At 62.6% G+C, this 24,040-nt stretch carries 20 protein-coding genes and 2 pseudogenes; 9 read left to right on the plus strand and 13 right to left on the minus strand.

Translation table 11 applies throughout. The annotated features are described in order from the left end of the window. Positions 1 to 3 precede the first annotated feature (3 nt). From ACZ1HA_RS19500 to ACZ1HA_RS19510, 3 genes and pseudogenes are all read right to left on the minus strand, one after another. The gene (locus ACZ1HA_RS19500; protein ID WP_472715076.1) at positions 4 to 1,173 is read right to left on the minus strand and encodes a lytic murein transglycosylase; all 1,170 of its coding nucleotides are present in this window, start codon (positions 1,171 to 1,173) and stop codon (positions 4 to 6) included. 14 nt (positions 1,174 to 1,187) lie between these two features. Next, positions 1,188 to 2,097, minus strand: a pseudogene (gene cbiB / locus ACZ1HA_RS19505) (adenosylcobinamide-phosphate synthase CbiB). Continuing rightward, positions 2,094 to 3,053: a threonine-phosphate decarboxylase gene (locus ACZ1HA_RS19510; protein WP_472715077.1), complete on the minus strand. Its 960-nt coding sequence runs from the start codon at positions 3,051 to 3,053 to the stop codon at positions 2,094 to 2,096. Before ACZ1HA_RS19510 ends, cbiB begins: the two are co-directional and overlap by 4 nt. A gap of 190 nt (positions 3,054 to 3,243) precedes the next feature. On the opposite strand from ACZ1HA_RS19510, the gene ACZ1HA_RS19515 reads away from it, so the two are divergent. Then, entirely contained in the window at positions 3,244 to 3,630 is a 387-nt protein-coding gene (locus ACZ1HA_RS19515; protein WP_375229049.1) for a hypothetical protein, read from the plus strand. Between the two features lie 5 nt (positions 3,631 to 3,635). Here the strand turns inward: ACZ1HA_RS19515 and ACZ1HA_RS19520 are convergent, their stop codons facing one another. Beyond that, entirely contained in the window at positions 3,636 to 4,610 is a 975-nt protein-coding gene (locus ACZ1HA_RS19520) for a glutathione S-transferase family protein (RefSeq protein ID WP_472715078.1), read from the minus strand. Positions 4,611 to 4,789: 179 nt separating this feature from the next. On the opposite strand from ACZ1HA_RS19520, the gene ACZ1HA_RS19525 reads away from it, so the two are divergent. Then, positions 4,790 to 5,143, plus strand: a complete 354-nt coding sequence (locus ACZ1HA_RS19525; protein ID WP_472715079.1) for a hypothetical protein — start codon at positions 4,790 to 4,792, stop codon at positions 5,141 to 5,143. Here the strand turns inward: ACZ1HA_RS19525 and ACZ1HA_RS19530 are convergent, their stop codons facing one another. Further along, entirely contained in the window at positions 5,144 to 6,340 is a 1,197-nt protein-coding gene (locus ACZ1HA_RS19530) for a MalY/PatB family protein (RefSeq protein WP_472715080.1), read from the minus strand. Positions 6,341 to 6,438: 98 nt separating this feature from the next. On the opposite strand from ACZ1HA_RS19530, the gene def (ACZ1HA_RS19535) reads away from it, so the two are divergent. Genes def (ACZ1HA_RS19535) through ACZ1HA_RS19555 form a run of 5 tightly spaced genes read left to right on the plus strand, consistent with a single transcriptional unit; the run spans position 6,439 to position 9,116 of the window. Further along, complete coding sequence (gene def, locus ACZ1HA_RS19535; RefSeq protein WP_375230903.1) at positions 6,439 to 6,957, plus strand: peptide deformylase; 519 nt, start codon at positions 6,439 to 6,441, stop codon at positions 6,955 to 6,957. After that, the gene (def, locus tag ACZ1HA_RS19540; RefSeq protein ID WP_472715081.1) at positions 6,954 to 7,457 is read left to right on the plus strand and encodes a peptide deformylase; all 504 of its coding nucleotides are present in this window, start codon (positions 6,954 to 6,956) and stop codon (positions 7,455 to 7,457) included. Before def (ACZ1HA_RS19535) ends, def (ACZ1HA_RS19540) begins: the two co-directional genes overlap by 4 nt. Further along, positions 7,454 to 7,951, plus strand: a complete 498-nt coding sequence (gene def / locus ACZ1HA_RS19545) for a peptide deformylase (RefSeq protein ID WP_472715082.1) — start codon at positions 7,454 to 7,456, stop codon at positions 7,949 to 7,951. The genes def (ACZ1HA_RS19540) and def (ACZ1HA_RS19545) overlap by 4 nt, the downstream gene beginning before the upstream one ends. A gap of 11 nt (positions 7,952 to 7,962) precedes the next feature. After that, complete coding sequence (fmt, locus tag ACZ1HA_RS19550; RefSeq protein ID WP_472715083.1) at positions 7,963 to 8,865, plus strand: methionyl-tRNA formyltransferase; 903 nt, start codon at positions 7,963 to 7,965, stop codon at positions 8,863 to 8,865. A 14-nt stretch (positions 8,866 to 8,879) separates the two neighbouring features. Further along, a complete protein-coding gene (locus ACZ1HA_RS19555; protein ID WP_472715084.1) occupies positions 8,880 to 9,116 on the plus strand; it encodes a hypothetical protein in 237 nt (78 codons plus the stop codon). Between the two features lies 1 nt (position 9,117). Here the strand turns inward: ACZ1HA_RS19555 and ACZ1HA_RS19560 are convergent, their stop codons facing one another. From ACZ1HA_RS19560 to ACZ1HA_RS19595, 8 genes and pseudogenes are all read right to left on the minus strand, one after another. Further along, positions 9,118 to 12,279, minus strand: coding sequence for an efflux RND transporter permease subunit (locus ACZ1HA_RS19560; RefSeq protein ID WP_472715085.1), 3,162 nt, complete (start codon positions 12,277 to 12,279; stop codon positions 9,118 to 9,120). Between the two features lie 6 nt (positions 12,280 to 12,285). Beyond that, positions 12,286 to 13,413, minus strand: coding sequence for an efflux RND transporter periplasmic adaptor subunit (locus ACZ1HA_RS19565; RefSeq protein WP_472715086.1), 1,128 nt, complete (start codon positions 13,411 to 13,413; stop codon positions 12,286 to 12,288). A 157-nt stretch (positions 13,414 to 13,570) separates the two neighbouring features. Then, entirely contained in the window at positions 13,571 to 15,115 is a 1,545-nt protein-coding gene (locus ACZ1HA_RS19570; protein WP_472715087.1) for a trimethylamine methyltransferase family protein, read from the minus strand. Then, a complete protein-coding gene (locus ACZ1HA_RS19575; RefSeq protein ID WP_472715088.1) occupies positions 15,112 to 17,514 on the minus strand; it encodes a GcvT family protein in 2,403 nt (800 codons plus the stop codon). The genes ACZ1HA_RS19570 and ACZ1HA_RS19575 overlap by 4 nt, the downstream gene beginning before the upstream one ends. 112 nt (positions 17,515 to 17,626) lie before the next feature. Next, positions 17,627 to 19,500, minus strand: a pseudogene (locus ACZ1HA_RS19580) (vWA domain-containing protein). Then, on the minus strand, positions 19,497 to 20,036 hold the full coding sequence (locus ACZ1HA_RS19585) for an RNA polymerase sigma factor (protein WP_472715089.1): 540 nt from the start codon (positions 20,034 to 20,036) through the stop codon (positions 19,497 to 19,499). Before ACZ1HA_RS19585 ends, ACZ1HA_RS19580 begins: the two are co-directional and overlap by 4 nt. Before the next feature lie 121 nt (positions 20,037 to 20,157). Continuing rightward, entirely contained in the window at positions 20,158 to 21,600 is a 1,443-nt protein-coding gene (locus tag ACZ1HA_RS19590; protein WP_472715090.1) for an exopolysaccharide biosynthesis polyprenyl glycosylphosphotransferase, read from the minus strand. A gap of 117 nt (positions 21,601 to 21,717) precedes the next feature. Next, positions 21,718 to 22,608: a LysR family transcriptional regulator gene (locus ACZ1HA_RS19595; RefSeq protein WP_472715091.1), complete on the minus strand. Its 891-nt coding sequence runs from the start codon at positions 22,606 to 22,608 to the stop codon at positions 21,718 to 21,720. A 101-nt stretch (positions 22,609 to 22,709) separates the two neighbouring features. On the opposite strand from ACZ1HA_RS19595, the gene ACZ1HA_RS19600 reads away from it, so the two are divergent. Further along, entirely contained in the window at positions 22,710 to 23,000 is a 291-nt protein-coding gene (locus tag ACZ1HA_RS19600; RefSeq protein WP_472715092.1) for a putative quinol monooxygenase, read from the plus strand. A gap of 23 nt (positions 23,001 to 23,023) precedes the next feature. Then, positions 23,024 to 24,037 carry a zinc-binding alcohol dehydrogenase family protein gene (locus ACZ1HA_RS19605; protein ID WP_472715093.1) on the plus strand — a complete coding sequence of 338 codons (1,014 nt, stop codon included), beginning with the start codon at positions 23,024 to 23,026 and terminating at the stop codon, positions 24,035 to 24,037. Positions 24,038 to 24,040 lie beyond the last annotated feature (3 nt).

The following is a 24,040-nucleotide window of genomic DNA, read 5'->3' on the forward strand; positions in this document are numbered from 1 at the left end:
GCTTCAGAGCCTGCCCAGCAGGGCCTGTGTGGGCCAGGCATCGGCGGGCAGACCCAGACGCACCTGCTCGGCACGCACAGCGGCACGGGTCCCGGCCCCGAGTATCCCGTCGATTTTACCAACGTCGTACCCACGGTTCTGCAGTTTACGCTGCAGGTCCTTCATCGCATCAGGTGAGAGACCTTTTTCAGGGCTGCGGGGGTCAAAGGCGGGTGCACCTTCAAAGCGGGTGGCAAAATAGGCCGCGGTCAGTACATAGGTGAAACTCTGGTTCCAGTCGAAATAGACGCTGAAATTCGGGTAGGCCAGAAAGGCAGGCCCCTTGCGGCCCTGGGGCAGCAGCAGAGAGGCGTTCAGACCGCGGGGCAGGCTGCCGTTGCGCGCCCGCACGCCTGCTTTTTCCCAGGCGGCCACAGATTGCGCACTGGCGATACCGCTCTTCGACCAGTCCATCTCATCCGGCACGCGCACTTCCTGTAGCCATGGTTCATTGGAGCGCCATCCGAAGCCGCTGAGCATGGCGGCCCCTGACATCAGTGCGTCCGGTGCGGAGGTTTTCAGCGAGACACGGCCGTCACCATCGGCGTCCGTGCCATGTTCCAGGATGTCTGAGGGCAGCATCTGGACCATGCCGATCTCGCCCGCCCAGGCCCCGGTTGTACTGGCCGGATCAAACCCACCCTGTTCAAAGAGTTCGAGGGCGGCGAAAACCTGCGGCCGGAACAGGTCCGGCCTGCGGCAGTCGTGGGCCAGAGTGACCAGCGCGTTGGCAGTGTTGAAGTTTCCCTGAAAGCCGCCGTAGTCCGTCTCGAACGCCCAGAACGCCAGGAGCACACCCCGGTTGATGCCATAGCGCTGTTCGATCCGGTCAAACACGACGTCAAATTCGCGCCCTTTGGCGACACCCTTTTTGCGCCGGGCATCCGAGATCAGATTGCGGGCGAAATCGGTAAACGGTTTCTGGAAAACACCCTGTGCGCGGTCGGCACGCAGCACGCTCTGGCTTTGCCGGATGCCCGCGAAAAACCGCTGGGTGGTCTGGGCGCTGTGGCCGCGCGCCACCGCCTCGGTCTTCAGGTCGTCAACAAAAGTACTGAACGTCCCGCCGCAGGCCAGGGCCGCAGGTCCCGTGGTCAGCAGCGCGAGCAGAGCGGCAGTGGTCAGGCGGATCATGTTCTTCTCCCGGGTCAGGTCAGCAGGGCCAGGCCGATGCAGAGGGCCACAAATAGCCCCCATGTTTTCCACAGCATGCCGATTGCCGCGTCGATGTCCACCGAGCGCAGGGTGCGGCGCCCTGCCTCGTTCACGTAGGGAAACTCACGCAATTCACCGTCATAGGCCCGGGGGCCGGAGAGCGCGATGCCCAGTGGCGCGGGACATGGCCGCTTCGGGCCAGCCCGCATTGGGGGACCGGTGCAGGGAGGCATCCGCCCGGATGCCCCGCAGATCAGTGATACCGGCGACCCCCGCGATCAGCAGCGCCGTCAGCCGCGCGGGGATGAGATTGAGCAGGTCATCCGTTCTGGCGGCGGCGCGGCCAAAGTCTGCATAGCGCGGTGTGCGGTAGCCGATCATACTGTCGGCGGTGTTGATCAGTTTGTAGACGATGAGGCCCGGCAGCCCCGCGATGAGAAACCAGAAGGCGGGGGCGATGACACCGTCCGAGAGGTTTTCTGCGGCGCTTTCAATGGCGGAACGGGCGACGGCGGTATCGTCCATCGCGCCCGTGTCCCGGCTGACGATCATGGCAACCTGACGGCGGCCTTCTTCGAGCGAGGCACCAAGACCCTGTGCCACCGCGCGGACATGATCCACGAGCGAGCGCTGGGCGAGCAGGATCGCTGCAGCGAGGACCTCGATCACAGGTCCGCCCGCTGACAGCAGCACACCAAGCAGGCCGCCGGTTGCGACCAGACAACAGACGGCAAGCGCACCCTTTGCCTGCAGGGATGTCCCGGTGTTCAGCCGGGTGTCCAGCCACCCGACCAGCCGGCCCATCAGAACCGCAGGATGCGGGATACGGCGCCAGACCGGTTCCGGCTCGCCAAAAAGCGCGTCCAGCAGCAGCGCGAAAACGAGCAGGGCCGCGGTGCTCATGCGCGCAGAGCGGCTTCGACGCGGGGCCAGTGGATGGTTGCGGGCAGGCCCAGGCGTATCCAGGTGTCCGACCAGGGGAAGATACGGCTCCAGATATGGTGCCCGGCCAGTCGGTGCTGCAGTGCTGCGGCATCCGGGACCCTGTACAGCCGGAAGAGGCTGGTACCGCCGATATATTCTGCGCCGTCTGCGGCCATCAGCGCGTCAAGGCGTGCACTGTCTGCGGTCAGCCTGTGACGCGTGGCCGTGGCCCAGTCGTTGTCCTGCAGTGCTGCCGTGCCGGTATGCAGAGCGGGTCCGGAGACGGCCCAGGGGCCGATCCTGTCCCGCAGGTCCGCGATGATCTCCGGCTGCGCTATGGCAAAGCCGAGCCGCATTCCGGCCAGCCCCCAGAACTTGCCGAAACTCTTCAGAATGACGTGGCCGGGTGTGGCGGCGAGGTCGATGTGCGTTGCCTCGGGGCAGATATCGCAGAAACTTTCGTCGATGACTGTCAGGGCTGGGTCAGGCGCAGGAAAATTGTCCCGCTGCCACAGACGGCCGTCAGGGTTGTTAGGATGAACCAGAACCTGAACTGCGGCCTCTGCCCCTTCGGTTTCTACCGGCCTGCCTGCCGCGCGGAAGGCGGCGGCGTGTTCGTTGTAGGTGGGTGCCGGGATCACCACAGTGCCATCCGGGCTGAGCGCCGGCATGGCAGCGATCAGGGCGGAAGCCCCGGGTGCGGCGAGAATGTCGGCCCCGTCAGGCACCTGCCAGAACCGGCGCGCAGCGTCCGTCAGTGCCGTCTGTGCGCCGTGATCGGGCAGAGCAGACCAGGCATCAGCCGGCAAGGGCGGCACGGGAAAGGGATGTGGATTGATCCCCGTCGACAGATCAATCCATCCGATTCGGGATCCCCCATATCGGGTGATGGCTGCATCCAGCCCGCCACCATGATCACGTTTTTTTGCTGTCACTGTCCGACAATTCCCGATGCACCGGCGCTTATCCGCGCGTCCACTTCAGACAGAAAGCGGAAACCAGCCGTTTATTCAAGAGATGGTGATCGCACCGGGGTGCGCGGGCGAAAGTTAACCGTTTGTTAATCTTTCAGGCAGACCAGTGGAGTATCAGCTGACAATTCAGCAACCCCGGAGGGGTCACCGGATGAAAGTCCTTATCGTTGAAAAAGACAAAGGCCTTGCAGGGATATGGTCGTCCTACCTGCAGCGCTGCGGCATGTCTGTGCACCATGCAACGGGCCAGACGGAAGCGACAGAATACCTGTCGGACACGGATGTTGAGGTGATTATCCTGAACCTCGTGCTGGGAGAGGATTCCGCGCTCGCTGTTGCCGATTACGCGAGCTATCGGCAGCCCTGGGCACGGGTGATTTTCGTCACCAACACCAGCTTTTTCTCGGACGGTTCCATCTTTTCCCTGGCACCGAATGTCTGTGCATTTGTGCCCACACGCACACCGCCATCAGACCTTGCCGCAATGGTCGAACACCACGCGCCGCGCGCCGAGCCGCAGGGCCCCGCGCGACGCTGAACCTGTTAACCGCGCCCGTGAGGCTCATGCAGATCTGACACCGGATTGACCGGTATGATTCTGTGCGGATTGATGCTGTCGTGGCTGTAGTGATAGTGGCGCACAATGTGGTCCATATTCACGGTCTCCGCGATGCCCGGCATCTGGTAGAGCTCGCGCAGGTAACCGCTGAGCGCCGGATAATCGATGATGCGGCGCCGGTTGCATTTGAAATGCAGATGGTAGACCGGGTCAAACCGTACCAGCGTCGTGAACAGCCGCCAGTCGGCTTCGGTCAGCCGCTCGCCCATCAGATACCGGTTGCCGGTGAGCCGGTCGTCGAGCCAGTCCAGCGTATCAAAGAGCGGGTGCACTGCTGCGTCATAGGCTTCCTGCGTCGTGGCAAAGCCGCATTTGTAAACGCCATTGTTCAGCGTGTCATATATCCGGTCATTGACCGGCGCGATCGCTTCACGCAGCTCCTCCGGCCAGTAATCCTCGGTGTTCCCGGTGATCTGGTCGAAGGCGGAATTGAACATCCGGATGATTTCGGAGCTTTCGTTCGAAACGATGGTGCCGCGCTCTTTGTCCCAGAGCACAGGAACCGTGACCCGGCCGGAGAAGGCCGGTTCGGCACGGGTGTAAATGTCGCGCATGAATGCTGAGCCGAACAAAGCGTCGCCCGTGGCCCCTTGCGTGTCCTTCTCAAAGGTCCAGCCATCGCTGAGCATGTCGGGATGCACGGCCGAAACGCCGATGTGATCCTCCAGCCCTTTGAGCCGGCGGAAGATCAGCGCGCGGTGTGCCCAGGGGCAGGCATAGCTGACATAGAGATGATACCGCCCCGAATCGGCGGCGAATCCCCCGACCCCGGATGGCCCTGCAGCGCCGTCTGCCGTCACCCAGTTCCGGAACTTCGCCTCGGAGCGTTCAAATTTTCCACGCGTCGATTTGGTGTCATACCACTGATCGTGCCAGACGCCGTCCACCAGCAGGCCCATGTCAAACTCCCTTGTTTCATGAGCCAGAGTTAAGGTTATGCCCTGCCGCGACAACCGCCGAAGAGCGCGCAGACGCTCTGCAACAGCGCACAAACCTATGGTTGTATTACAAAAACTTAACTTGATTTTTAGAGAGAACAGGGCAGTTTTCGCCCGAGGGGCACAGCGGAGTAACACGTATGGAAACGGTATTTTCCAGGGAAATCCAGGCGGGCCTTGATAAAGCCCGCAAAGATGCCCGCAAGAAATCCTCGCGCCTGAGAGTAGACGCAGGCGGCGAAAAAACGCGCGTTCTCAGAATGTGGAAAACCGGCTTTGCGACCGAGGCGGATGCCCCGGCACTGCGCGGTTTTGTTGATCTCTACGACGGCAGCATTCACATGTTTCAGTGCCTGATCGTAGCCGCCGAAGAAGCGCCGGGCGAGATGCTTTATGAGTTCAAACGCGCTACGGCCGTGGCCGACCGGGCTGCACTGGATTTTGAACTGCCCGAGGACGCGCCGGTTGCGCTGATCTCGGACGCAACGCGCTGATTACTGAAGATCGCTGAACGCTTCCGTGAGACGCCGGCAGGCTTCCTCGATGCGTATGCGCGAAGTGGCAAGGTTAAACCGCAGAAATGTCTCGCCGCCGGCGCCGAATGCCGGCCCCGCGCTGGGCGCAATCCGCGCGTCTTCGCGGACCCTGCGCGATATTTCCTCGTAGCTCATACCTGTGCCTGAAAAATCAACCCAGCCCAGATAAGTCGACTGCAGCGGCACGGACTGCACACCGGGGATCGCATTGACGGCAGCGTCAAAAGTGGCGGTATTGCCCTGAAGGTATTCGATCTGCGCATCCGCCCATTCGGCACCTTCCGGCGAATAGGCGGCCGTGATCATCTGAACGCCAAGGGCTGAAGGCTTATAATCCAGCGAATTCAGGCGCTGCACCATGCGCTGGCGCAATGCGGCATCCGGAATGATCATATTGCCTGTACGCTGACCTGCGATGTTAAAGGTTTTTGAGGCGGCACAAGCCACGATCAGGCGGTCTGTGTGTTCCGGTGCGGCAACATGCATCGGAACAAATTCATGGCCCGGATAGACCAGATCATGGTGGATTTCGTCCGAGACCAGAATGAGATCATTCCGGGCGGCAAAATCGGCAATGGCGCGCAGTTCTTCGCGCGTCCAGACCCGGCCGGACGGGTTCTGTGGAGAGCACCACAACAGGACCTTTTCGCGCCCGGTAAGACGCGATTGCGCATCCTCCAGATCAAGCACGTAGGTGTCGCCATCACGCACCAGCGGGCATTCAGTGACCACGCGGCCCGCCTTTTCCGTTTTGACCCGGAATTCATGATAGACGGGGCTGAAGGTGACCACATGATCGCCCGGTTCGCTCCAGACATCGATCACAAGGGCAATGGCGTTACCGAGGCCTTGCGAGGTCAGAATCCAGTCGGTCTCAACGTCCCAGCCGTGCCGGTTTTTCATCCACCAGCAGATGGCGTTGAGATAATCGTCGTGCGTGTTCATGTAGCCGAAAACGCCATGCTCCAGATCGCGGCGCAGAGCTTCGAGCACGCAGGGAGCAGTAGGCCAGTCGCTGTCAGCCGTCCACATGGCAAGCCCGTCATCGGGCGACACACCATAGAGCTTTTCCATCAGGTCCCATTTGCTGGAGTGGGTGCCGCGGCGTTCGACAAGTGTATGGAAACGTGGATCTGTGCTCAGAGTGCTGCTCATTTGGTGCTCCTGTTCAGGCTCGTTTTTGATAGCGGGAAACTGTCGCTGTGCAAGTCCATCTTGTTGCAGGGGGCTGCATGTTGGCATACATCAGCCTCATGAAACGGAATATTCTGCTGCACCCTGATCCGCGCCTGAAAAAGACAGCCACGCCCGTGGACGATCTGTCGGATGAACTGCGCACGCTCGCTGACGATATGCTGCAGACAATGTATGAGGCGCCGGGCATCGGCCTCGCGGCCCCGCAGGTCGGTGTGCTGCAGCGGCTGATCGTGCTGGACTGTGTGAAGGGCGAGACGGAAAAGCCGCGCCCGCTGATCATGTTCAATCCCGAGATCATCGCGTCCTCTGACGACACAAGCGTCTATGAGGAAGGCTGTCTCTCGATCCCCGATCAGTTTGCCGACGTGACCCGCCCGGCGGAAGTTGACGTGCGCTGGATCGACCGGGATGGGAATGAGCAGACAGAGACCTTCACCGGGCTCTGGGCGACCTGTGCGCAGCACGAGATTGATCACCTCGATGGCAAGCTGTTCATTGACTATCTCAAGCCGCTCAAGCGGCAGATGATCACTCGCAAGATGGTCAAGCTGAAGCGGGAACTGGCGCGTTCATGAGCCTGCTGCCGATCCTCCGCTGGCCTGACCCGCGCCTGGCGGAGATCTGCGACCCGGTGGCGGAGATTACGCCGGACCTGTGCCGGCTCGCGGATGATATGCTGGAGACAATGTACGCAGCGCCGGGTAGGGGCCTGGCAGCTCCGCAGGTGGGGCAGATGGTACGTCTTTTCGTGATGGACACGGCCTGGAAAGAGGGGCCGCATGCGCCGCAGGTGTTTTTCAATCCGTCGGTGGCTGAGGTCAGTGATACCCTGGCCACGCAGACCGAGGGATGTCTTTCGATCCCCGGCGTCAGTGCGGAAGTAACCCGCCCGGATCGTGTGCGCCTGTCCTGGACGGACCGGTCAGGGGCTGCCTGCAGCGGCTGGTTCGAGGGATTTGATGCGGCCTGCGTGCAGCATGAAATGGATCACCTTGAGGGTCGGGTCACACTCGATCATCTCAGCGACGGCGCGCGCGCCCGCGTGCTGGCTGAATACGCGGAGGCAACCTCATGACAGTCCGCCCGTTTCTGAAATGGCCCGACAAACGGCTGCGCACAGCAGCAGAGCCCGTCGCGGAAATCACCGATGAGATCCGTACCCTGTGGGAGGATATGATCGAGACGATGGATGCCATGCCCGGCGTGGGGCTGGCCGCCCCGCAGATTGGTGTCATGCTGCAGGTGGCGGTGGTGGATGCGTCCGACGACCGGAACCGGCGTATCCGGCTGGCAAATCCGTCGATTGTTGATGCCTCTGCCGTGATGAACGAACACCAGGAAGCCAGCCCCAACCTGCCGGGGGTCTATGCCACGGTGAAACGGCCGCGCGGTGTTTCGGTGCGGTACTTGGATGAGACGGGCACCTGGACGCGCGGTGATTTTGTCGGTCTTGAGGCCACGAGCGTGCAGCATCAGATCGACCACCTGCAGGGGCGGATGTATTTTGACCGGCTGAGCAAGGTCAAACGCGACATGCTGCTGCGCCGAGCGCGCAAGCAGAAAGGCTGACGGGGGATCTGATGCGCGTTGTATTCATGGGCACGCCGGATTTTTCTGTGCCGGTGCTGGAGGCGCTGGTGACAGCAGGTCATGACGTTGCCTGTGTGTATTGCCAGCCGCCGAGACCTGCGGGGCGGGGCAAGAAAGAGCGCCCCAGCCCGGTTGAGGCCCGCGCCCGCGCACTGGGTCTGGACGTGCGGCACCCTGTGTCGCTCAAAACCGCCGAAGCGCAGGCTGAGTTTGCGGCACTGAATGCGGATGTGGCGGTGGTGGTGGCTTTCGGGCTGATCCTGCCTCAGGCGATCCTGGATGCGCCGGCGCGCGGGTGTCTGAATATTCATGCGAGCCTTCTGCCGCGCTGGCGGGGTGCGGCGCCGATCCACCGCGCCATCATGGCAGGAGATGCCGAAACAGGTGTCTGCATAATGCAGATGGAGGCGGGTCTCGATACCGGCCCCGTTCTGCTGCGTGAGGCAACAGCCATTGGTGCAGAAGAAACGACAGCGCAGCTGCATGACCGGCTCAGTGACATGGGTGCTGCGCTGATATGCCGTGCGCTTGCGTCTCTGGGTGATCTGACCCCGGAACGACAGCCGGAGGCGGGGGTGACCTATGCCGCAAAGATCGACAAGGCCGAGGCGCGCATAGACTGGACACGGCCTGCCGTTGAAGTGGACCGGCTGATCCGCGGGCTTTCGCCCTTTCCCGGCGCCTGGACGGAGCATGACGGCACGAGGATCAAAATGCTGGCCTCACGTCTGCATGAGGGGGGCGAAGCGGGAACTGTGCTGCACGATCCGCTGCGTGTAACCTGCGGGGACGGTGCGGTCGAGCTGATCCGTCTGCAGCGCGCAGGCAAAGGCGCGCAGGACGCCGGTGAATTTCTGCGGGGCTGGCCGCTGGCCCCTGGCACGCAGCTCTGAAAGGAGCCGAGACTATGTTTCCAACTCTGATCGGGACCGTCGTGATTGCGGGCATCGTAGGATATCTGTCCGAACGCTCGGGCTTTACCCACAACGGCTATCTGCAAAGCATCGTGATCTGCGTGGGCGGTGCCTTCGTGTTCTATTTTGTCACGCTCATGTTCGGGTTCGGTTTCCGCAGTCCGGGCATGAACGCCATCGCAGCCTCCGTCGGCGCGCTGGTGATCGTGCCTTTCCACTGGCGTAAATAGACTACTCTGCGGGGCGCGCAGCCAGGGTTTCCGCCTCAGGGCGCGGCGTCCGGATACACAGACGTAGCAGCGGCGGCACCGTCAGCAGTGTCAGGAAGGCGGACATCGACAGGCCGCCAACCACAACAGCCCCAAGACCCTGATAGAGCTCCGACCCTTCGCCTTCGAAGAGCACGAGCGGCAGCATGCCGAACACCGACGTCATCGTGGACATGAAAATCGGGCGGATACGGTTGCTGGTCGCAGCTTCGATCGCCTCGACCGGCGGCAGACCTTCTTCGCGCAGGTGCCAGAGGGTCTGGTGCACAATCAGAATGGCGTTGTTGACCACAATGCCCACCAGAATGATGAAACCCAGCAGGGTCAGCATATCGAGGGGCTGCGTCTGGTACATGTTCAGCACAGCAAGGCCACCCACGCCGCCCGCCGCCGCGACAGGCACCGAGATCAGGATCACCAGTGGCAGTACAAAGCTCTCAAACAGGATCGCCATCACAAGGAACACGATGATCATGGCCACCGCGAGATTGATCTGGATGGCATCCCATGTCTGGCTGAGCTGGTCTGCAGTGCCGGATACGCTCAGCCTTACACCGTCCGGCAGACCACGCTCTTCGAGCGCTGCGATGACTTCAGTTTCCAGCAGTTCGACCGCAGCTTCCAGCGCCAGCGCATCTGACGGGCGCACTTCGAGTGTTACGGTCCGCAGCCGGTCGCGGTGGCGGATCTCGGTTGGCCCTGCGGTGACAACCACATCCGCCAGAGCAGAAACCGGGACGATCCCGCCGGAGGGTGTGACCACCGGATAATTGCCGATGTCCTGGGTCCGTTGCGCGGTCTGCAGCCCCGGATCACCTTTGAGCATCAGGTTGAGGCGTTCGGCCCCCACGGTGATTTCCGCCACCCGCAGCCCGTCATTGAAGGCATCGACTGTCAGCGCCAGATCAGAGGCCGTCAGTCCGGCGTCCGCCAGCCGCAGCCTGTCGGGTACGAGCCGCACTTCGGGGGCGCCAAGCTCCAGCCCCGGGATCGGGCGGAACTGGTGCCCTTCGGAGCGCGGCAGCAGACCCGCAATGGTGCCGGCGGCCTGTCCCGCGACGCTCAGGATCTGGTTCAGGTCCTGACCGGAGATATTCAGCTCGATGGTGCGCCCACCGCCCACACCCCGCCCGAAAAGCGACGGCTGGGTCATAAACCCGAAGGTACCGGGTTCGGCAAAAATGGGGCCTGACAGAATGGGGATCAGCTCGCCCGCGCGGCTGCCGTCAACGGCGGCAGCACCAACAAAGCTGGTGCCGCTCAGGGCTACAAAGAAGAAGTTCTCAATCGTCGGTGTCCCGTCCTCGAGTTGAGGCGCGGGGGCCGCTTCCCAAAGCGGGCGCGCGGTGCTCTCAATGCGCTGGGCGATGGTTTCTGTGGTTTCCAGATTATAGCCGGGCGGCGGAATGATAACGCCAAAGACCAGGTTCCGGTTGCCTTCGGGCAGGTATTCCAGACGCGGCAGGAACACGATGCTGGCCACGGCGGCGCCACCCGCAATCACCGACACCACCACCAGACCCAGCGCGCGGAACCGGACGGTCATACGGACGTACCCCATCACGAGGCGATGGAATGCACCGGCCACATGATCCACGCCCCACAGGCGCATGGTTTTCTGCTCGCCCTGTGTCATCAGGCGGCTGGAGAGCGCGGGGATGACTGTTACGGCCACCACCAGCGACAGCAGAACTGATACTGAAATTGCCACCGCAATATCGCGGAAAAGCTGACCTGCTTCGAGCTGCATGATCAGAATGGGCACAAAGACCAGAACCGTCGTCAGAGCCGACACCAGGATCGCGCCCCAGACCTGGCGCGCCCCGTGATAGGCCGCCTCGCGCCGCGATTTGCCCTGTTCACGCAGCCGGTAGATGTTTTCCAGCACGACGATGGCCGCATCCACGATCATACCCACGGCAAAGGCAATACCAGCCAGCGAAATCACGTTCAGGGTTCGCCCGGTTGCCGCCATAGCCACAAAGGTCGCCACGATGCTGACGGGGATGGCCATGGAGACCACAAGCGTCGCCCGCAGACTGCGCAGGAACAGCAGCAGTACCAGCGCCGCGAGGACGCCGCCGACCCAGATGTTCTGCGTCACCAGGCTGATCGCGCCGTTGATATAGACGGTTTCGTCATAGACCTGGCGCATCTTCAGACCGGCGTCAGAGACCGGGCCTTCGTCCAGCTCTGCCAGAACCTCGCGCACGGCATCCATCGTCTCGATCACATTGGCGCCGGGTTCGCGCACAATGTTAAAAGCAAGGCCCGGTGCACCACGGAACCGCAGCCGCGCGTTCGGGTCCTGATAGGCGAACCCGACATCGGCCACGTCGCCCACGCGCACGCGACCCGACCCGCCGGACCCGATTTCCGAGCGCAGCACGACCTCTTCAATCGCGGCAACGGTGTTCAGATTGCCCTCGGCGCGCACGATGTAACGGCGTTTGCCCTCCTCAACGTCGCCGGCGGACAGCGAGATATTCTCATTGCGCAGGATACGGACCACTTCGGGCACGGTCAGATCGAACCGTGACAGCCGCCGCGGATCCACCACGACCTGCAGTTCGCGGGTCACGCCGCCAAAGACGTTCACCGCTGAAACACCCTCGATCCGCTCAATGCGGTCCTGGATGATGTCTTCGACGAAATCGCCGTATGTGGGCATTTCGCGGGTATTTCCGTCCTGTGCGGTCAACAGCACCCAGGCAATCGGGCTGTCATCGGCGCCAGATGTGTCGAGCGACGGCTCGCCTGCTTCGTCCGGGTAATCGCCCACCCGGTCCAGCCGGTTGGAGACCAGCAGCAGCGACTGGCTCATGTCGGTGCCGATCCCGAATTCCAGTGTGATCTCGGCCTCACCGGTCTGCGCACGGGACGTCATCACGTCGAGCCCCTCAAGACCGCGCAGGGCTTCTTCCTGCGGGTTAACGATCTCGCGTTCGATCTCTGAGGGCGCCGCACCCGGCCAGTTTGTCGTGATCACCACCACGGGTTTGCGCACATCAGGTGCCAGCTGAATCGGGATGCGCGTCACGGCAATCAGACCAAAGAGCACGGCCATGATCACCGCAGCGATCACGGCGACGGGTCGGTCGATGGCAAAGCGGATGATGTCCATCAGTCTCTACCCCTGATCCGCGCCACCCATGGGCGCAATGTCCTGACCGGGCCGCAGCCGTTCATTGCCGCGCGTGACGACAACATCGCCTTCGTTCAGGCCGCTCAGAACCTCGAACCTGTCGCCCAGAGCGACCCCGATCTCGACCGGACGGGGCTGGGCCTTGCCTTCCGCATTCACAAACACGGTCCAGCCGCCCCGCGCCTGCACCAGTGCGTCCTTGGGTACCGAAAGCACATCGCGCGGCTTGCTGACCGGCACGGACACTGTGATCGACTGACCGATGGCGGTGTCATTCATCTCCAGCAGTTTCGGCGAGCTGAACCGCACAGGCCGCGTCCGTGTGGCCTGATCCTCGACGGGCAGCAACACGCGGACCTGCATATCAAGCTCCACGCCGGTATCGGTCTGCCCGCGCACCGCGAGGCCGGGTGACAGCGTGCCGATATAACGGGCGGGCACGGAGGCTTCGACCTCAAACGAACTGGTGTCGAGCAGCGTGACGACAGTGGCCCCTGAGCTGATGAATTCGCCCGGATTTGTGTTCACCTCCAGCACGATGCCGGCAAAGGGTGCCGTGATTTTCGCGCGCTCCAGCTGGTATTGGGCTTCGGCGCGCGCGGCTTCGGCTGTGTTCACGCGGGCCTCTGCTTCGGCCAGCAGACCGCGGGCTTCAAAGAAATCGCTCTGTGCGTCGTCAAACCGGCTGGAGGAAAAGGAAGTGGTGTCGCGCAGCCCTTCGATCCGGGCCAGCGATTTGGTCGCGCGGTCGACGCGGGCGCGTGCGGTTTCGATGCCCGCCATGGCCTCGGCGAGGCGCGCTTCGGCCTGGCGGGCCAGAATTTCCGACAGTTCCGTGTCCAGCTCGACGATAACGCCTCCGGCGGGCACACTCATGCCCTCAAGCACGTTTACCTTTTCGACGGTCCCCGAAATTCTGCTCGCGACAGACCCTTCGCGTGACGTGACGACCTCGGCGAAAAGCGGAACAGTTTCAGCGATCTGGCGGTAGCTGACTGTCTCGACCCCGACAGCGGCAGCCCGCCCCTGTGCCGCGGCGGATGTGCCTGTGAACACAGCCATAAGCAGAAAAAGCGAAAACCAGCCGCGGCCCATACGTGCAAAACGGTTCATCAATCAGCTCTGTAAATTTATTCCGGTCTGCGTCTGAAATAGGGCTTTTGAACTGAAATGAAACAGGAAAACGCCACTGCGGCGGGCTTGTGCGCCTGCGAACAGTAGCGATGACGCAAAAGCGGGCAGGGCGCCAGCCACAGGGCCGGTCTCGTGATCAGCTTTCTGGCGGCGCGCCACCGGCGTCCGTTTTGCGGCGGATATAGGCCTGAAGCCGGGCAAGTGCCTCACCATCGACATCAGGTCCGGGGCTGTCGGCAAGAATGCTCTGCCACTTTTCCGTGGCCCGGGCGGTCGTCTCAACCGCACCGTTTTCCTGCCAGGTCCCGAAATTGGAAAGATCACCGATCAGCGGCTCGTAAAAGGCGGTCTGATATCGTTCCATCGTATGAGCCGCGCCGAAAAAGTGCCCGCCCGGGGCGACTTCGGCCAATGCGTCGAGCGCGATGTCGCTCTCGGCACAGGCGGTTTGTGTGCACAGTTCCGCAACCATCTGCAGAACCTCGACGTCGGTGATCAGCTTTTCATAGGAAACCGTCAGGCCGCCTTCCAGCCAGCCTGCGGCATGTATCACCACGGTGGCCCCGGCCGTCAGGCACCCCCAGAGGCCGAACTGTGTCTCGCTGGCGGCCTGGACGTCGCCGAGGTTCGCCGCTGATCCTGTCGCACAGCGCCAGGGCAGTCCGGTCAGGCGCGCCATCTGGCCCGCAGCTACGCTGGCTTTGAAATGTTCTGGTGTGCCGAACGCGGGCGCGCCCGACTTCATGTCCACATTCGACGTGAAGGTCCCATAGCAGACCGGCGCGCCGGGGCGGACCAGCTGGGTCAGGGCGATGGCGGCAAGCGCTTCGGCGTGGCTGAGCGTGATGGCGCCTGCGACGGTGACAGGGGCCATCGCGCCCATCAGCGTAAAAGGCGTCACAATGCTGACCTGGCCTGCGCGTGCGAAATCGATCAGGCCGCGCGCCATCGGAATGTCGATCTGGCGCGGCGAATTGGTGTTGATCACTGTGTAACAGTGGCTTTCTGCCGCGAATGCGTCATCCGACAAGCCTCTGAAATCCTGGAGCATTTCAAAGCTTTGCTCGGACTGCGGCGTGCCGCGCGCATAGATGAACGGCACCTTGTCGGAATGCTGCAGCATCGTTTCCATAGTCATATAGTGGCGCAGGTGCATCGGCACGTCCTGCGGTTCCACCAGCGGCGGGGCCATGTGCAGCACGTCGAAATGCTGTGTCAGGCGGATCAGTTCCCGGAAATCTGCACCGGTGCCCGGACGTCGCCCGCGCAGGCGGTCTGTGGCATGGGGCGCGCCGGCCCCGGGCTGGAAGACCAGCGCGCCGTCTTCCAGAACCAGATCGCGGTGACGCGCGCCGCCACGGACAGTGACGGAACGCGGGGCGGTCGCAAGCCCGGCGGCGATAATGTCGCGCCCGATGAACACCATTTCAGAGGTTTCATCGACCCGCGCGCCGGCTTTGGCGAACAGATTGCGGGCTTCGGGCAGCAGTACGCGGATGCCGAGGGTCTCCAGCACCTCAAGGGCTGCTTCGTGCACTGCGGCCACCCGGTCGTCTGTCCACACCCGGGCGGGTGGGAACGGGTTGCGCAGGTTCCGGTAGTTGGTTTTGCGTTCTGCAGTGCCCCGGCGGGCGGCACCCCGGCGTGTCCGCCGGCGGCCGGTGTTTTCCGCGGAGCTCACGCGCGCATTGCCTGGCCCCCGGGATCATAGGGGGAGGGTGCGATGACCCGTGCCGCGCGTTCGACACCGACTACATGCACCGAAAGCTCTGTTCCTGGCGCGGCGCGGTCACTGTCCACCAGCGCCATGGCAATCGATTTCTCAACCGTGTGGCCATAAGCCCCCGATGTGACAAACCCGACTTTGTCGCCGTCTGCCCAGACGGGCTCGTAGCCGCTGGCATCTGCATCGCCCGCGTCAATTTCCAGGGTGACCTGTACTTTGGCGGGGCCGTTGCCATCCCGTTCCGCGACGGCTGCAGATTTTCCGACAAACTCCTTGTCCCAGTCGATCCAGCGGTCCATGCCGGTCATGCCGGGCGTGTAGCCTTGCGTGAATTCCGCGTTCCAGATGCCGAAGCTCTTTTCAATGCGCAGGCTGAGCAATGCGTTGAATCCAACCTCACGGACACCTTCCTCCGCACCAGCCTCCAGCAGGATTTTCCGCAGGGTTGCATGGTCCCCGGCACGGCAATGGATTTCATATCCCAGCTCACCGGTGACAGACAGCCGCCCCACGCGACAGCGCAGCAGGCCGATGTCAAAGGTGCCGCAGCCCATGAACGGCAGGTCACCCACCGGGCCGTCAGTCAGCTTTTCAATGACGCGGCGCGATGCCGGGCCTGACAGGGAAAAGCCCATAGTGTCATCGCCCAGATCGCGGACGCTGACGCCTTCCTGCATGTGATCGTCAAACCAGCGCATGTGCCAGGCACGCAGGTAGTAGCTGCCCATGATCCACCAGGTTCCATCGCCCCAGTTGAAAACGGTCAGATCGCCTTTAAGCCGCCCGTCCTCAGCCAGCATCGGCGCAAGCCGTGCGCGGCCCGGTCCGGGCAGTTTCGACGCCATGATCCGGTCGAGCCATTGTTCTGCGTTGGGGCCGGTCACCTCCAAACGTGAAAAGCCGGAAATATCCAGCAGGCCAACCGCGTTGCGCACCGCCTGACATTCCTCTGCTACGATCGGAAAGGCATTGGAGCGTTTGAGCGAAGGCGTTTCCTCAAAACCGCTTTCGGCGAAATAGAGCGGCACCTCAAGATCCCAGCTTTGCCCCCAGTGACAGCCGGCGGCGGTCATATCCGCATGCGCCCCCGCGGTTTTCAGGGGCCGTCCGGCGGGCAGCTGTTCGTTGGGGTAGGTCATCACAAACCGGCGGGTATAGAACTGGCCGGTGGTCTCTTTGATGTATTGTTTGTTCTCGGCCCAGATGCCGTAACGGGCGACATCCATGCCGTAGACATCTGCTTCCGGAGTGCCGTGGATCATCCATTCGGCGAGCGACTTGCCCACACCGCCGCCCTGCAGGAAGCCAGCCATCACCGCACAGGCTGACCAGTAGCCGCGTTTTCCCGGCACCGGACCGACCAGCGGGTTGCCGTCCGGCGAGAAGGTGAAGGCGCCGTTGACCCAGGTCTTGACGCCCACTTCCTGCAGGCAGGGGTAGCGTTCAAAACCCAGCGTCAGTTCATGCTCGATCCGGTCGGGGTCTTCCTGCTGCAGTTCGAACCCGTATTCCCAGGGGGCGCCATCCATCATCCAGTGCTGGTGGTTGATCTCATAGATGCCCAGCAGTACGCCTTTCTGGTCCTGCCGCAGATAGGTGAACCCTTCGAGATCCACGGTCATCGGCACTTCGAAATCGATTTCTTCCAGCTGCGGAATCGTATCCGAGATCAGATAGTGGTGGTTGAGCGGTGAGACGGGCAGTTCGACGCCCGCCATACGCCCGACCTGCTTGGCCCAGAGACCGGCGGCATTGACCACATGCTCGCAGGTCACGGTGCCCTTTTCGGTCACAACTTCCCAGCCCTGCAGGGTCTGGTTCAGTTCCAGCACCCGGTTGTGTTCAATAACTTCGGCCCCACGCTTTTTGGCGGCCCCGGCATAGGCATGAACGGTGCCTGTGGTGTCGATATATCCCTCGCGGTCGGCCCACATGCCGCCCAGCAGCCCCTCGCCCGACATGATGGGGTTCAGCGCGACCGCTTCCTCGACGGATACAAGGCGGCAATCCTCGATCCCGATCGACTGGAAGGTGCGGTAGGCTGACTGCAGCCATTCCCAGCGGTCCGGCGTGCCTGCCATGGTCAGACCGCCCGTCATATGCAGCCCGATGTTCTGCCCGCTTTCCTCTTCGATCTCACTCAGCAGGTCGATGGTATAGGCCTGCAGGGCCGCGATGTTGGGGTCAGCGTTCAGTGCGTGAATGCCACCCGCAGCATGCCAGCTTGAACCGGCTGTCAGCACCGACCGTTCGATCAGACAGACATCGGTCCAGCCGAATTTGGCCAGGTGATACAGAACAGAGGCGCCAACGACGCCGCCCCCGATAACAACAACTCTGTAGTGCGTTTTCATGCCGGGCCTCCATGCTGGCGTCGCGGATCACTGGACATATGTGTCCAGTAACTTTCCGGACGCTAGGCGCAAAGGCCCGGCTGCGTCAAGCGTTCTGAAACGCCGCCTGCATTTACCGGCTCAGGCTCTGTGCCAGGCGCATCAGGCGGATGGCCTCAGCGCGGTATCCGAAGGGGTCATCGCCGCGCGTGGCAAGGGCCGTGTCGATGGCATCCTGCATCGTCCAGGCGCCGGTGTAGGACGAGCCGCGCAGCAGCTGACCGAACCCTGCAATGGCTGCTGCAAACCCATTGTCACCGGCGGCCTCGGTCTGTTGCAGTATCGCTTGTTCGATCAGGCGGCTGGTGGCCTCGCCGGGCGCTTTGTAGCGCAGGCGCAGGTGCCCGAGTTCCCCGCTTTGCGTGGTCGCCCCTGCCGGAGCATATCTGAGCGGATCGCTCAGGCGCGCGGGTGATCCAACCGGGGTCACCTCATAAAGCGCTGTGACGCTGTGGCCTGCGCCGATTTCACCGGCGTCCACGGCATCATTGTTGAAATCCTCTCGGAGCAGCGCGCGGGTCTCGTACCCGATCAGGCGGTATTCCGCGATCTGCGCCGGGTTGAACTCGACCTGAATTTTCACATCATCCGCGATCGGGAACAGTGCTCCGGTCAGCTGATCAGACAGCACTTTCTGCGCCTCTGCCAGCGTGTCGATATAGGCCGCCGTGCCGTTACCGTTCTGTGCCAGGGCCTGCATCGTTGCATCGTCCAGATTACCGCGCCCGAAGCCCAGCACGGACAGATAGGTGCCGCTGTCCCGCTTGTCCGCGACAAATCGTTCCAGCGCGTCCGGATCGGACAGGCCAACGTTGAAATCACCGTCTGTCGCAAGAATAACGCGGCTGACCTCGCCTTCGGCGGTCATCGCTTCTGCGGTGCGATAGGCCTGGATCAGACCGGCCTCGCCACCGGTGGAGCCACCGGCCTGGAGGCTTTCGAGTGCGGCAAGAATACTGTCCCGTTCGGATGCGGGTGTCGGTGCCAGGATTTCGCCCGCGCTGCCGGCATAGGTCACAATGGACACTTCGTCGGTTGGTCTCAGCTGGCTGAGCATCAGCCGGAAGGACTGCACCAGCAAGGGCAGCTTGTCTGCCTGGTTCATCGAGCCGGATGTGTCGATCAGAAAAACGAGGTTCAGCGGTGGCCTGTCTTCCAACGCAGGCATCGCGCCCTGCAGGCCGATCTGCACCAGACGCGTGTCCGCATTCCACGGTGTGGGGCTGACGGTCACGGTCGGGCGGAACGGCGCATCGCCCGTCGGTGGCGCGTAGTCATAGGTGAAATAATTCACCATTTCCTCGATCCGCACGGCCTGCGGGTCGGGCAGAACCCCGTTCGTCAGGCTGTCGCGCACCAGGCTGTATGAAAAGGTGTCCACGTCGACCGAGAATGTGGAGACCGGCGTCTCCGCCGTGATTTGCAGTGCATTGGCCTCTTCATTGGCATAAGCCTCGGTATCCGCCTCCGGCACAGGGGCGGGCAGTGGGCGGATCATCGGCAGGCTGTGATCTGCGGCGAGCGACTGCCCGGCGGCTTTTGCGACAGAGCGCTGCAGCACCATAGGTTCAGCCGCAAAGTCCATGGCTTCTTCGACAATGACAGGCGCCTCAACGACGGGTTCGGGCAGGATTGCGGTTTCCGGGGCGCCACCGGACGGTGTCAGCAGGTCCCGGTCCACCGGCAGCACAAGGAACAGCCCCGCGGCCACCAGAGCCGTTGTCGCGGTCAGACCGCCGCGCGTTGTCATCACATTCAGCATCTTTTTCACTCCGTTCAGCAGACCCCATCGGGTCCCAACAGAGTTTTGACGCGCGGCATCGCGTGATCCTTGGAGGCCGGCGAAATTTTTGAGGCAAGTGCGAGGTCAGAGGCGCGGCGGGCCGGATCGGGGGCCGGCGTTGCGGCCTGCATGGCCTCTTTCAGATCGTCGAGTTCGTCGGTCATTGATCCACCTCCTCCGCAGCGCGCAGTGCGCGCAGACGTTTGCGGGCCTCAGAAACACGCCAGCTGACAGTGCCCTCGCTGACGCCCAGAACGCGCGCCGCTTCGGCGTGTTTCATGTCGTCCAGCACCAGTGCGAGCGTGTCGCGCAGGTCATCCGGCAATGCGCGCATGGCTTCGGTCAGCCAGTCGATGCGGTCGCCGGTTTCCATTGCATCTGCGCGCCGCTCCAGCTCCCAGTCGCCCCACCCATGTGATGCCCGTTCCAGGCTTGCCTGTCGGCGGCGGCGGTCGTGGGCGGCGTTCACGGTGACCCGGTAGAGCCAGGTGGTGAACCGGGATCTCGCGGAAAAACTGTTCAGCCGCGCGGGCAGCGCTGCACAGATATCCTGAGTGAGATCCTCGGCTTCAGTGCGCACGCCCGTCAAACGGAACGCCAGCCGGAATATCCGGTCATAGTGACGCTCCAGCAGCGCGCGGAACGCGTCCGCGTCGCCTGCTGCAGCCGCAGCTGCAAGGGTTTCATCACTGGTTTTCATCCGCATCACGTTGGTTAGACGCAGCTGGGGCGTCAATCCCTGGCGGGAAGGCGATTTTTTTGACCTGAACCCTCAAAAAAATGCGGCGGCGTCCCCGACGGGAGTGTTCCCAAGGCTGATCTCAGTAAGCGCCCTGACTGTTCAGCAGGCTCAGCGGCGTGCGCAGCAGAATGCGGAAGTCCAGCCAGAGCGACCAGTTCTCGATGTAGTAAAGATCGTGCTCGAACCGGGCTTCCAGCTTTTCGGCAGCATCTATCTCGCCGCGCCAGCCGTTGATCTGGGCCCAGCCGGTGATCCCCGGCGGCAGGCGGTGACGGGCCGAATAGCCATCCACGATCTGCGAAAACTTCTCCTGCTGGCTCGACAGGGCATCCACCGCATGGGGGCGGGGGCCGACAAGGGACAGATCACCCCGCAGCACATTGAACAGCTGTGGCAGCTCGTCGATTGAAGTGCGGCGGATAAATCGCCCGACTTTTGTGACCCGCGGATCATTGCGGGTGACCACCTGTTTCGCCGCAACATCCGTCATCTCGGTGTACATCGAGCGGAACTTCAGCACCTCAATGGTACTGTGATTGAACCCGTGGCGCGGCTGTCGGAACAGCACAGGACCGCGGCTTTCGAGCCGGATGGCCAGCGCCGTAAAGAGCATCAGCGGCCAGAGAATTGCGAGCGCGCACAAGGCAAAGAATACATCGAACACACGTTTGGTCAGCCTGCAGCGCGGCGCGAAACTGCGGCTGATGCGTCCAATAAACGGCGCGCGGCCCTGTTGGCCGAACGAATAATCCCTGCTGTAGGTGGACAGCCCGACCTCGACGGGAAGGACCCGGAATTCATCGAGCAACCAGCGGATTCGCGCCTCTGCCGCGAAGGGCAGCGCGATAATCACAAGGTCCACATTCGAGGACCGGACAAATGCCAGCAGGTCGCTGTACCCGCCGATTTTCGGAACGCCGAGAACCTGGGTTGGCGACCGGATGTCGTCGCGGTCGTCGAAGATACCGTAAAGGCGGATGTCGTTGCCGGCGCGTTCGTTCAGCCCCCGGATCAGACGTTCGGCCTCTTCCCCGCCACCGGCGATAATGGCCCGGCGCGCCACCAGCCCCATATCAATCACCCAGCGCATCACAACCTGTGCGGCGACCCGGGTCGGCAGAAGAACGGCCGCCAGACTGATCACCAGTGCGCGCGCGCCCGCCGCAGGATCAGGGAATGGCGCGAGCAGCACCAGACCCGTTGCCGGCAGGATCAGACAAAGGATACTGCGGGCCGCAAAAGTCACGCGGTCGGCCATGATAGCACTGCGATAGACATTGGCGGCGACCATGGAGGCCATAAAGAAAACAGTCGCCGCCATGGCCATCCCGGCTGCGGCAAAGGGGCTGAACAGCGGTGCTGGTACAGCCGCGTACTGCGCGAACCAGAAGGCCAGTGTGAACACCGGAAGCTCAACGCAAAGTGCAACGCAGATCAGCCAGAAAGGTTCAAGCGCACCACGGCGCAACCCGAGGGCCACCGTCCGTGCGGCCTCGTTCAGCTGTCTTGAATGTTCGACCATAAGTGCCGCAGTTCCGCGCGTTCAGAAAGCAGTGACGGCGCGATCGCCCCGTCCGCTGCACCCTAGCCGGGGGTGGTTAACACTTGCTGATCACCGGCGCGAAATCCTGAAAATATCTCATGTGATCCGGGCAAATGCTGCGCTGATCTGTTCTGCAAAGGCGCCGACCCGCCGGGGCTGGGCGCGCCCGGGTGGAAACAGCATCTGCAGCGGGCCGGACGGGGGCAATGCGTCCTCCATCAGGGAAACAAGGCGTCTGGCACGGATGTCGTGCATCACGTCCAGCTCTGATTTCAGAACAATGCCATGCCCTTCGAGCGCCCAGGTGCGTATCAGGGATCCGTCGTTTGCCACCCTGTTGCCGCGCACTGTAATGCGCCGGGCCGACGGACCTTTGCCAAAACGCCACACGTTGTCAGGCGTCGCGCCAAACCGCATGATCAGACAATTGTGCTGCGCCAGGTCTTCGGGTTTTCCGGGCAAGCCATGCCTGTCCAGATAGGCGGGCGCGGCACAGACCAGACGGCGGAAGTGTCCCAGCGTCCGCACGCGCAGGGATGTGTCCGGGATCTCGCCGAACCGCAGCGCCAGATCGAACCCCTCGCCGACCAGGTCGACATAGGCATCCGAAACCGACAGATCGACGGAAACGGATGGGTTTTCCGCTGTGAACTGCGCAATGACGCGGGAAACGATGCCGTGGCCGAGATCAATCGGTGCGCTGATCCGCACCGGCCCTGACAATGTTGCCGCGCCGAACCGTATACGCGCATCCAGGTCTGACACCTCGCTGAGGACCCCGCGTGCGCCATCAACCAGCATCTGTCCCTCCGGCGTCAGACTGATGGACCGGGTGGTCCGGTTGAACAGCACGACGCCGTAGTGCGCCTCCAGCGCGGCGAGTCGGTCCGACACGGTGGTCGTTGAAATGCCTTTGTCGCGCGCCGCCGCCACAAGGCTGCCTTTTTCAGCGATGGTCAGAAAGAGCGCGAGATTGTCCAGCAACATTATACGCAAAACCCGGATTATCATTTCCGATACGATCTGTTTATCCGCTCAGTCCGGCTGGGTAAATACCGGTAACCGCAAACGCTCATCAGGAGGCCGTCATGGCGAAACTCACAATTGTTGCAAATATCAAGGCAAACCCGGACCAGGTGGATCTTGTGCGTCAGGAACTGCTGCGCCTGATCGACATCACGCGCGCCGAACCGGGCTGCATCAACTACGATCTGCACCAGGACAACGAGAACCCCGCGCACTTCATGTTCTATGAAAACTGGGAAAGCCGGGAGCTCTGGCAGACCCACATGAATGCACCGCACCTTGCGGCCTATATGGTCGCCACCGAGGGTGCCGTGGAATCGTTCACGCTGAACGAAATGTCCGTCATCGGATGAACAGGCCGCAGAGGATCTGAGACATGAAAGCAGTTGGATACACAGCGACCGGTCCGATCGACCGGGATGATGCGCTGATCGATTTTGAGGCGGAGAAACCGGTGGCAACCGGGCGCGATCTGCTGGTGCAGGTGCGGGCGGTGTCGGTCAACCCGGTCGATACAAAGGTGCGCCAGCGCCGCGCACCGGCAGGTGACATCCCGGACATTCTGGGCTGGGACGCTGTCGGCGACGTGGTTGCCGTGGGTGACGCGGTCACCGGGTTCAGCCCGGGCGATACTGTCTGGTATGCGGGCGCCATCGACAGGCCGGGTACCAATGCCGAGTTTCACCTAGTGGATGAACGCATTGCGGGGCACGCTCCACGCACTGTTGCGCCTGCCGCCGCTGCGGCCATGCCTCTGACGACACTGACTGCTCACGAGATGCTGTTTGACCGCCTGCGGGTCAACGACCCTGTGCCCGGCGGTGCCGGGACCCTGCTGGTCATTGGCGGGGCAGGCGGTGTGGGCTCAATCGCGATACAGCTGGCTCGCGCGCTCACTGACCTGACGGTGATTGCGACCGCATCGCGCCCGGACACCCAGGCCTGGGTGCGCGAGCTTGGCGCGCATCATGTTATTTCCCATGCGGAGCCGCTTGGCCCGCAGATCACCGCGCTGGGTGCCGGCAGCCCGGATTTCGTGTTCTCGACCACGCATTCGGACCATTATGCACAGGAACTGGCTGGTCTGATGACCCCACAGGGGCGGTTCGGCCTGATCGATGATCCCGAGAGCTTTGACATCACGCCTTTCAAGCCAGGATCTGTGTCGGTGCACTGGGAATTCATGTTCACCCGGCCCGTTTCGCAGACCGCAGACATGGAACGCCAGGGCGCGATCCTGAACGAGGTCGCAGGCCTGATCGACAGTGGCGCGGTGCGCTCGACCGCGACAGAAACCGTGGGGACGATCAATGCCGCCAATCTGATCCGCGCCCACCGCACCATCGAAAGTGGCCGGGCACGGGGCAAGCTGGTGCTCGAAGGGTTCTGAGGG

The organism is Roseobacter sp. S87, assembly GCF_055693285.1.

Bases quoted from the DNA above. Each gene is read 5' to 3' on its own strand.
- ACZ1HA_RS19605 (WP_472715093.1), top strand. From the start codon at position 23,024: ATGAAAGCAGTTGGATACACAGCGACCGGTCCGATCGACCGGGATGAT.
- def (WP_472715081.1), top strand. From the start codon at position 6,954: ATGAGCCTGCTGCCGATCCTCCGCTGGCCTGACCCGCGCCTGGCGGAG.
- ACZ1HA_RS19555 (WP_472715084.1), top strand. From the start codon at position 8,880: ATGTTTCCAACTCTGATCGGGACCGTCGTGATTGCGGGCATCGTAGGA.
- def (WP_472715082.1), top strand. From the start codon at position 7,454: ATGACAGTCCGCCCGTTTCTGAAATGGCCCGACAAACGGCTGCGCACA.
- ACZ1HA_RS19590 (WP_472715090.1), bottom strand. From the start codon at position 21,600: ATGGTCGAACATTCAAGACAGCTGAACGAGGCCGCACGGACGGTGGCC.
- ACZ1HA_RS19515 (WP_375229049.1), top strand. From the start codon at position 3,244: ATGAAAGTCCTTATCGTTGAAAAAGACAAAGGCCTTGCAGGGATATGG.
- ACZ1HA_RS19525 (WP_472715079.1), top strand. From the start codon at position 4,790: ATGGAAACGGTATTTTCCAGGGAAATCCAGGCGGGCCTTGATAAAGCC.
- ACZ1HA_RS19565 (WP_472715086.1), bottom strand. From the start codon at position 13,413: ATGAACCGTTTTGCACGTATGGGCCGCGGCTGGTTTTCGCTTTTTCTG.
- ACZ1HA_RS19585 (WP_472715089.1), bottom strand. From the start codon at position 20,036: ATGAAAACCAGTGATGAAACCCTTGCAGCTGCGGCTGCAGCAGGCGAC.
- def (WP_375230903.1), top strand. From the start codon at position 6,439: ATGAAACGGAATATTCTGCTGCACCCTGATCCGCGCCTGAAAAAGACA.
- ACZ1HA_RS19560 (WP_472715085.1), bottom strand. From the start codon at position 12,279: ATGGACATCATCCGCTTTGCCATCGACCGACCCGTCGCCGTGATCGCT.
- ACZ1HA_RS19600 (WP_472715092.1), top strand. From the start codon at position 22,710: ATGGCGAAACTCACAATTGTTGCAAATATCAAGGCAAACCCGGACCAG.
- ACZ1HA_RS19520 (WP_472715078.1), bottom strand. From the start codon at position 4,610: ATGGGCCTGCTGGTGGACGGCGTCTGGCACGATCAGTGGTATGACACC.
- ACZ1HA_RS19575 (WP_472715088.1), bottom strand. From the start codon at position 17,514: ATGAAAACGCACTACAGAGTTGTTGTTATCGGGGGCGGCGTCGTTGGC.
- ACZ1HA_RS19595 (WP_472715091.1), bottom strand. From the start codon at position 22,608: ATGTTGCTGGACAATCTCGCGCTCTTTCTGACCATCGCTGAAAAAGGC.
- fmt (WP_472715083.1), top strand. From the start codon at position 7,963: ATGCGCGTTGTATTCATGGGCACGCCGGATTTTTCTGTGCCGGTGCTG.
- ACZ1HA_RS19500 (WP_472715076.1), bottom strand. From the start codon at position 1,173: ATGATCCGCCTGACCACTGCCGCTCTGCTCGCGCTGCTGACCACGGGA.
- ACZ1HA_RS19530 (WP_472715080.1), bottom strand. From the start codon at position 6,340: ATGAGCAGCACTCTGAGCACAGATCCACGTTTCCATACACTTGTCGAA.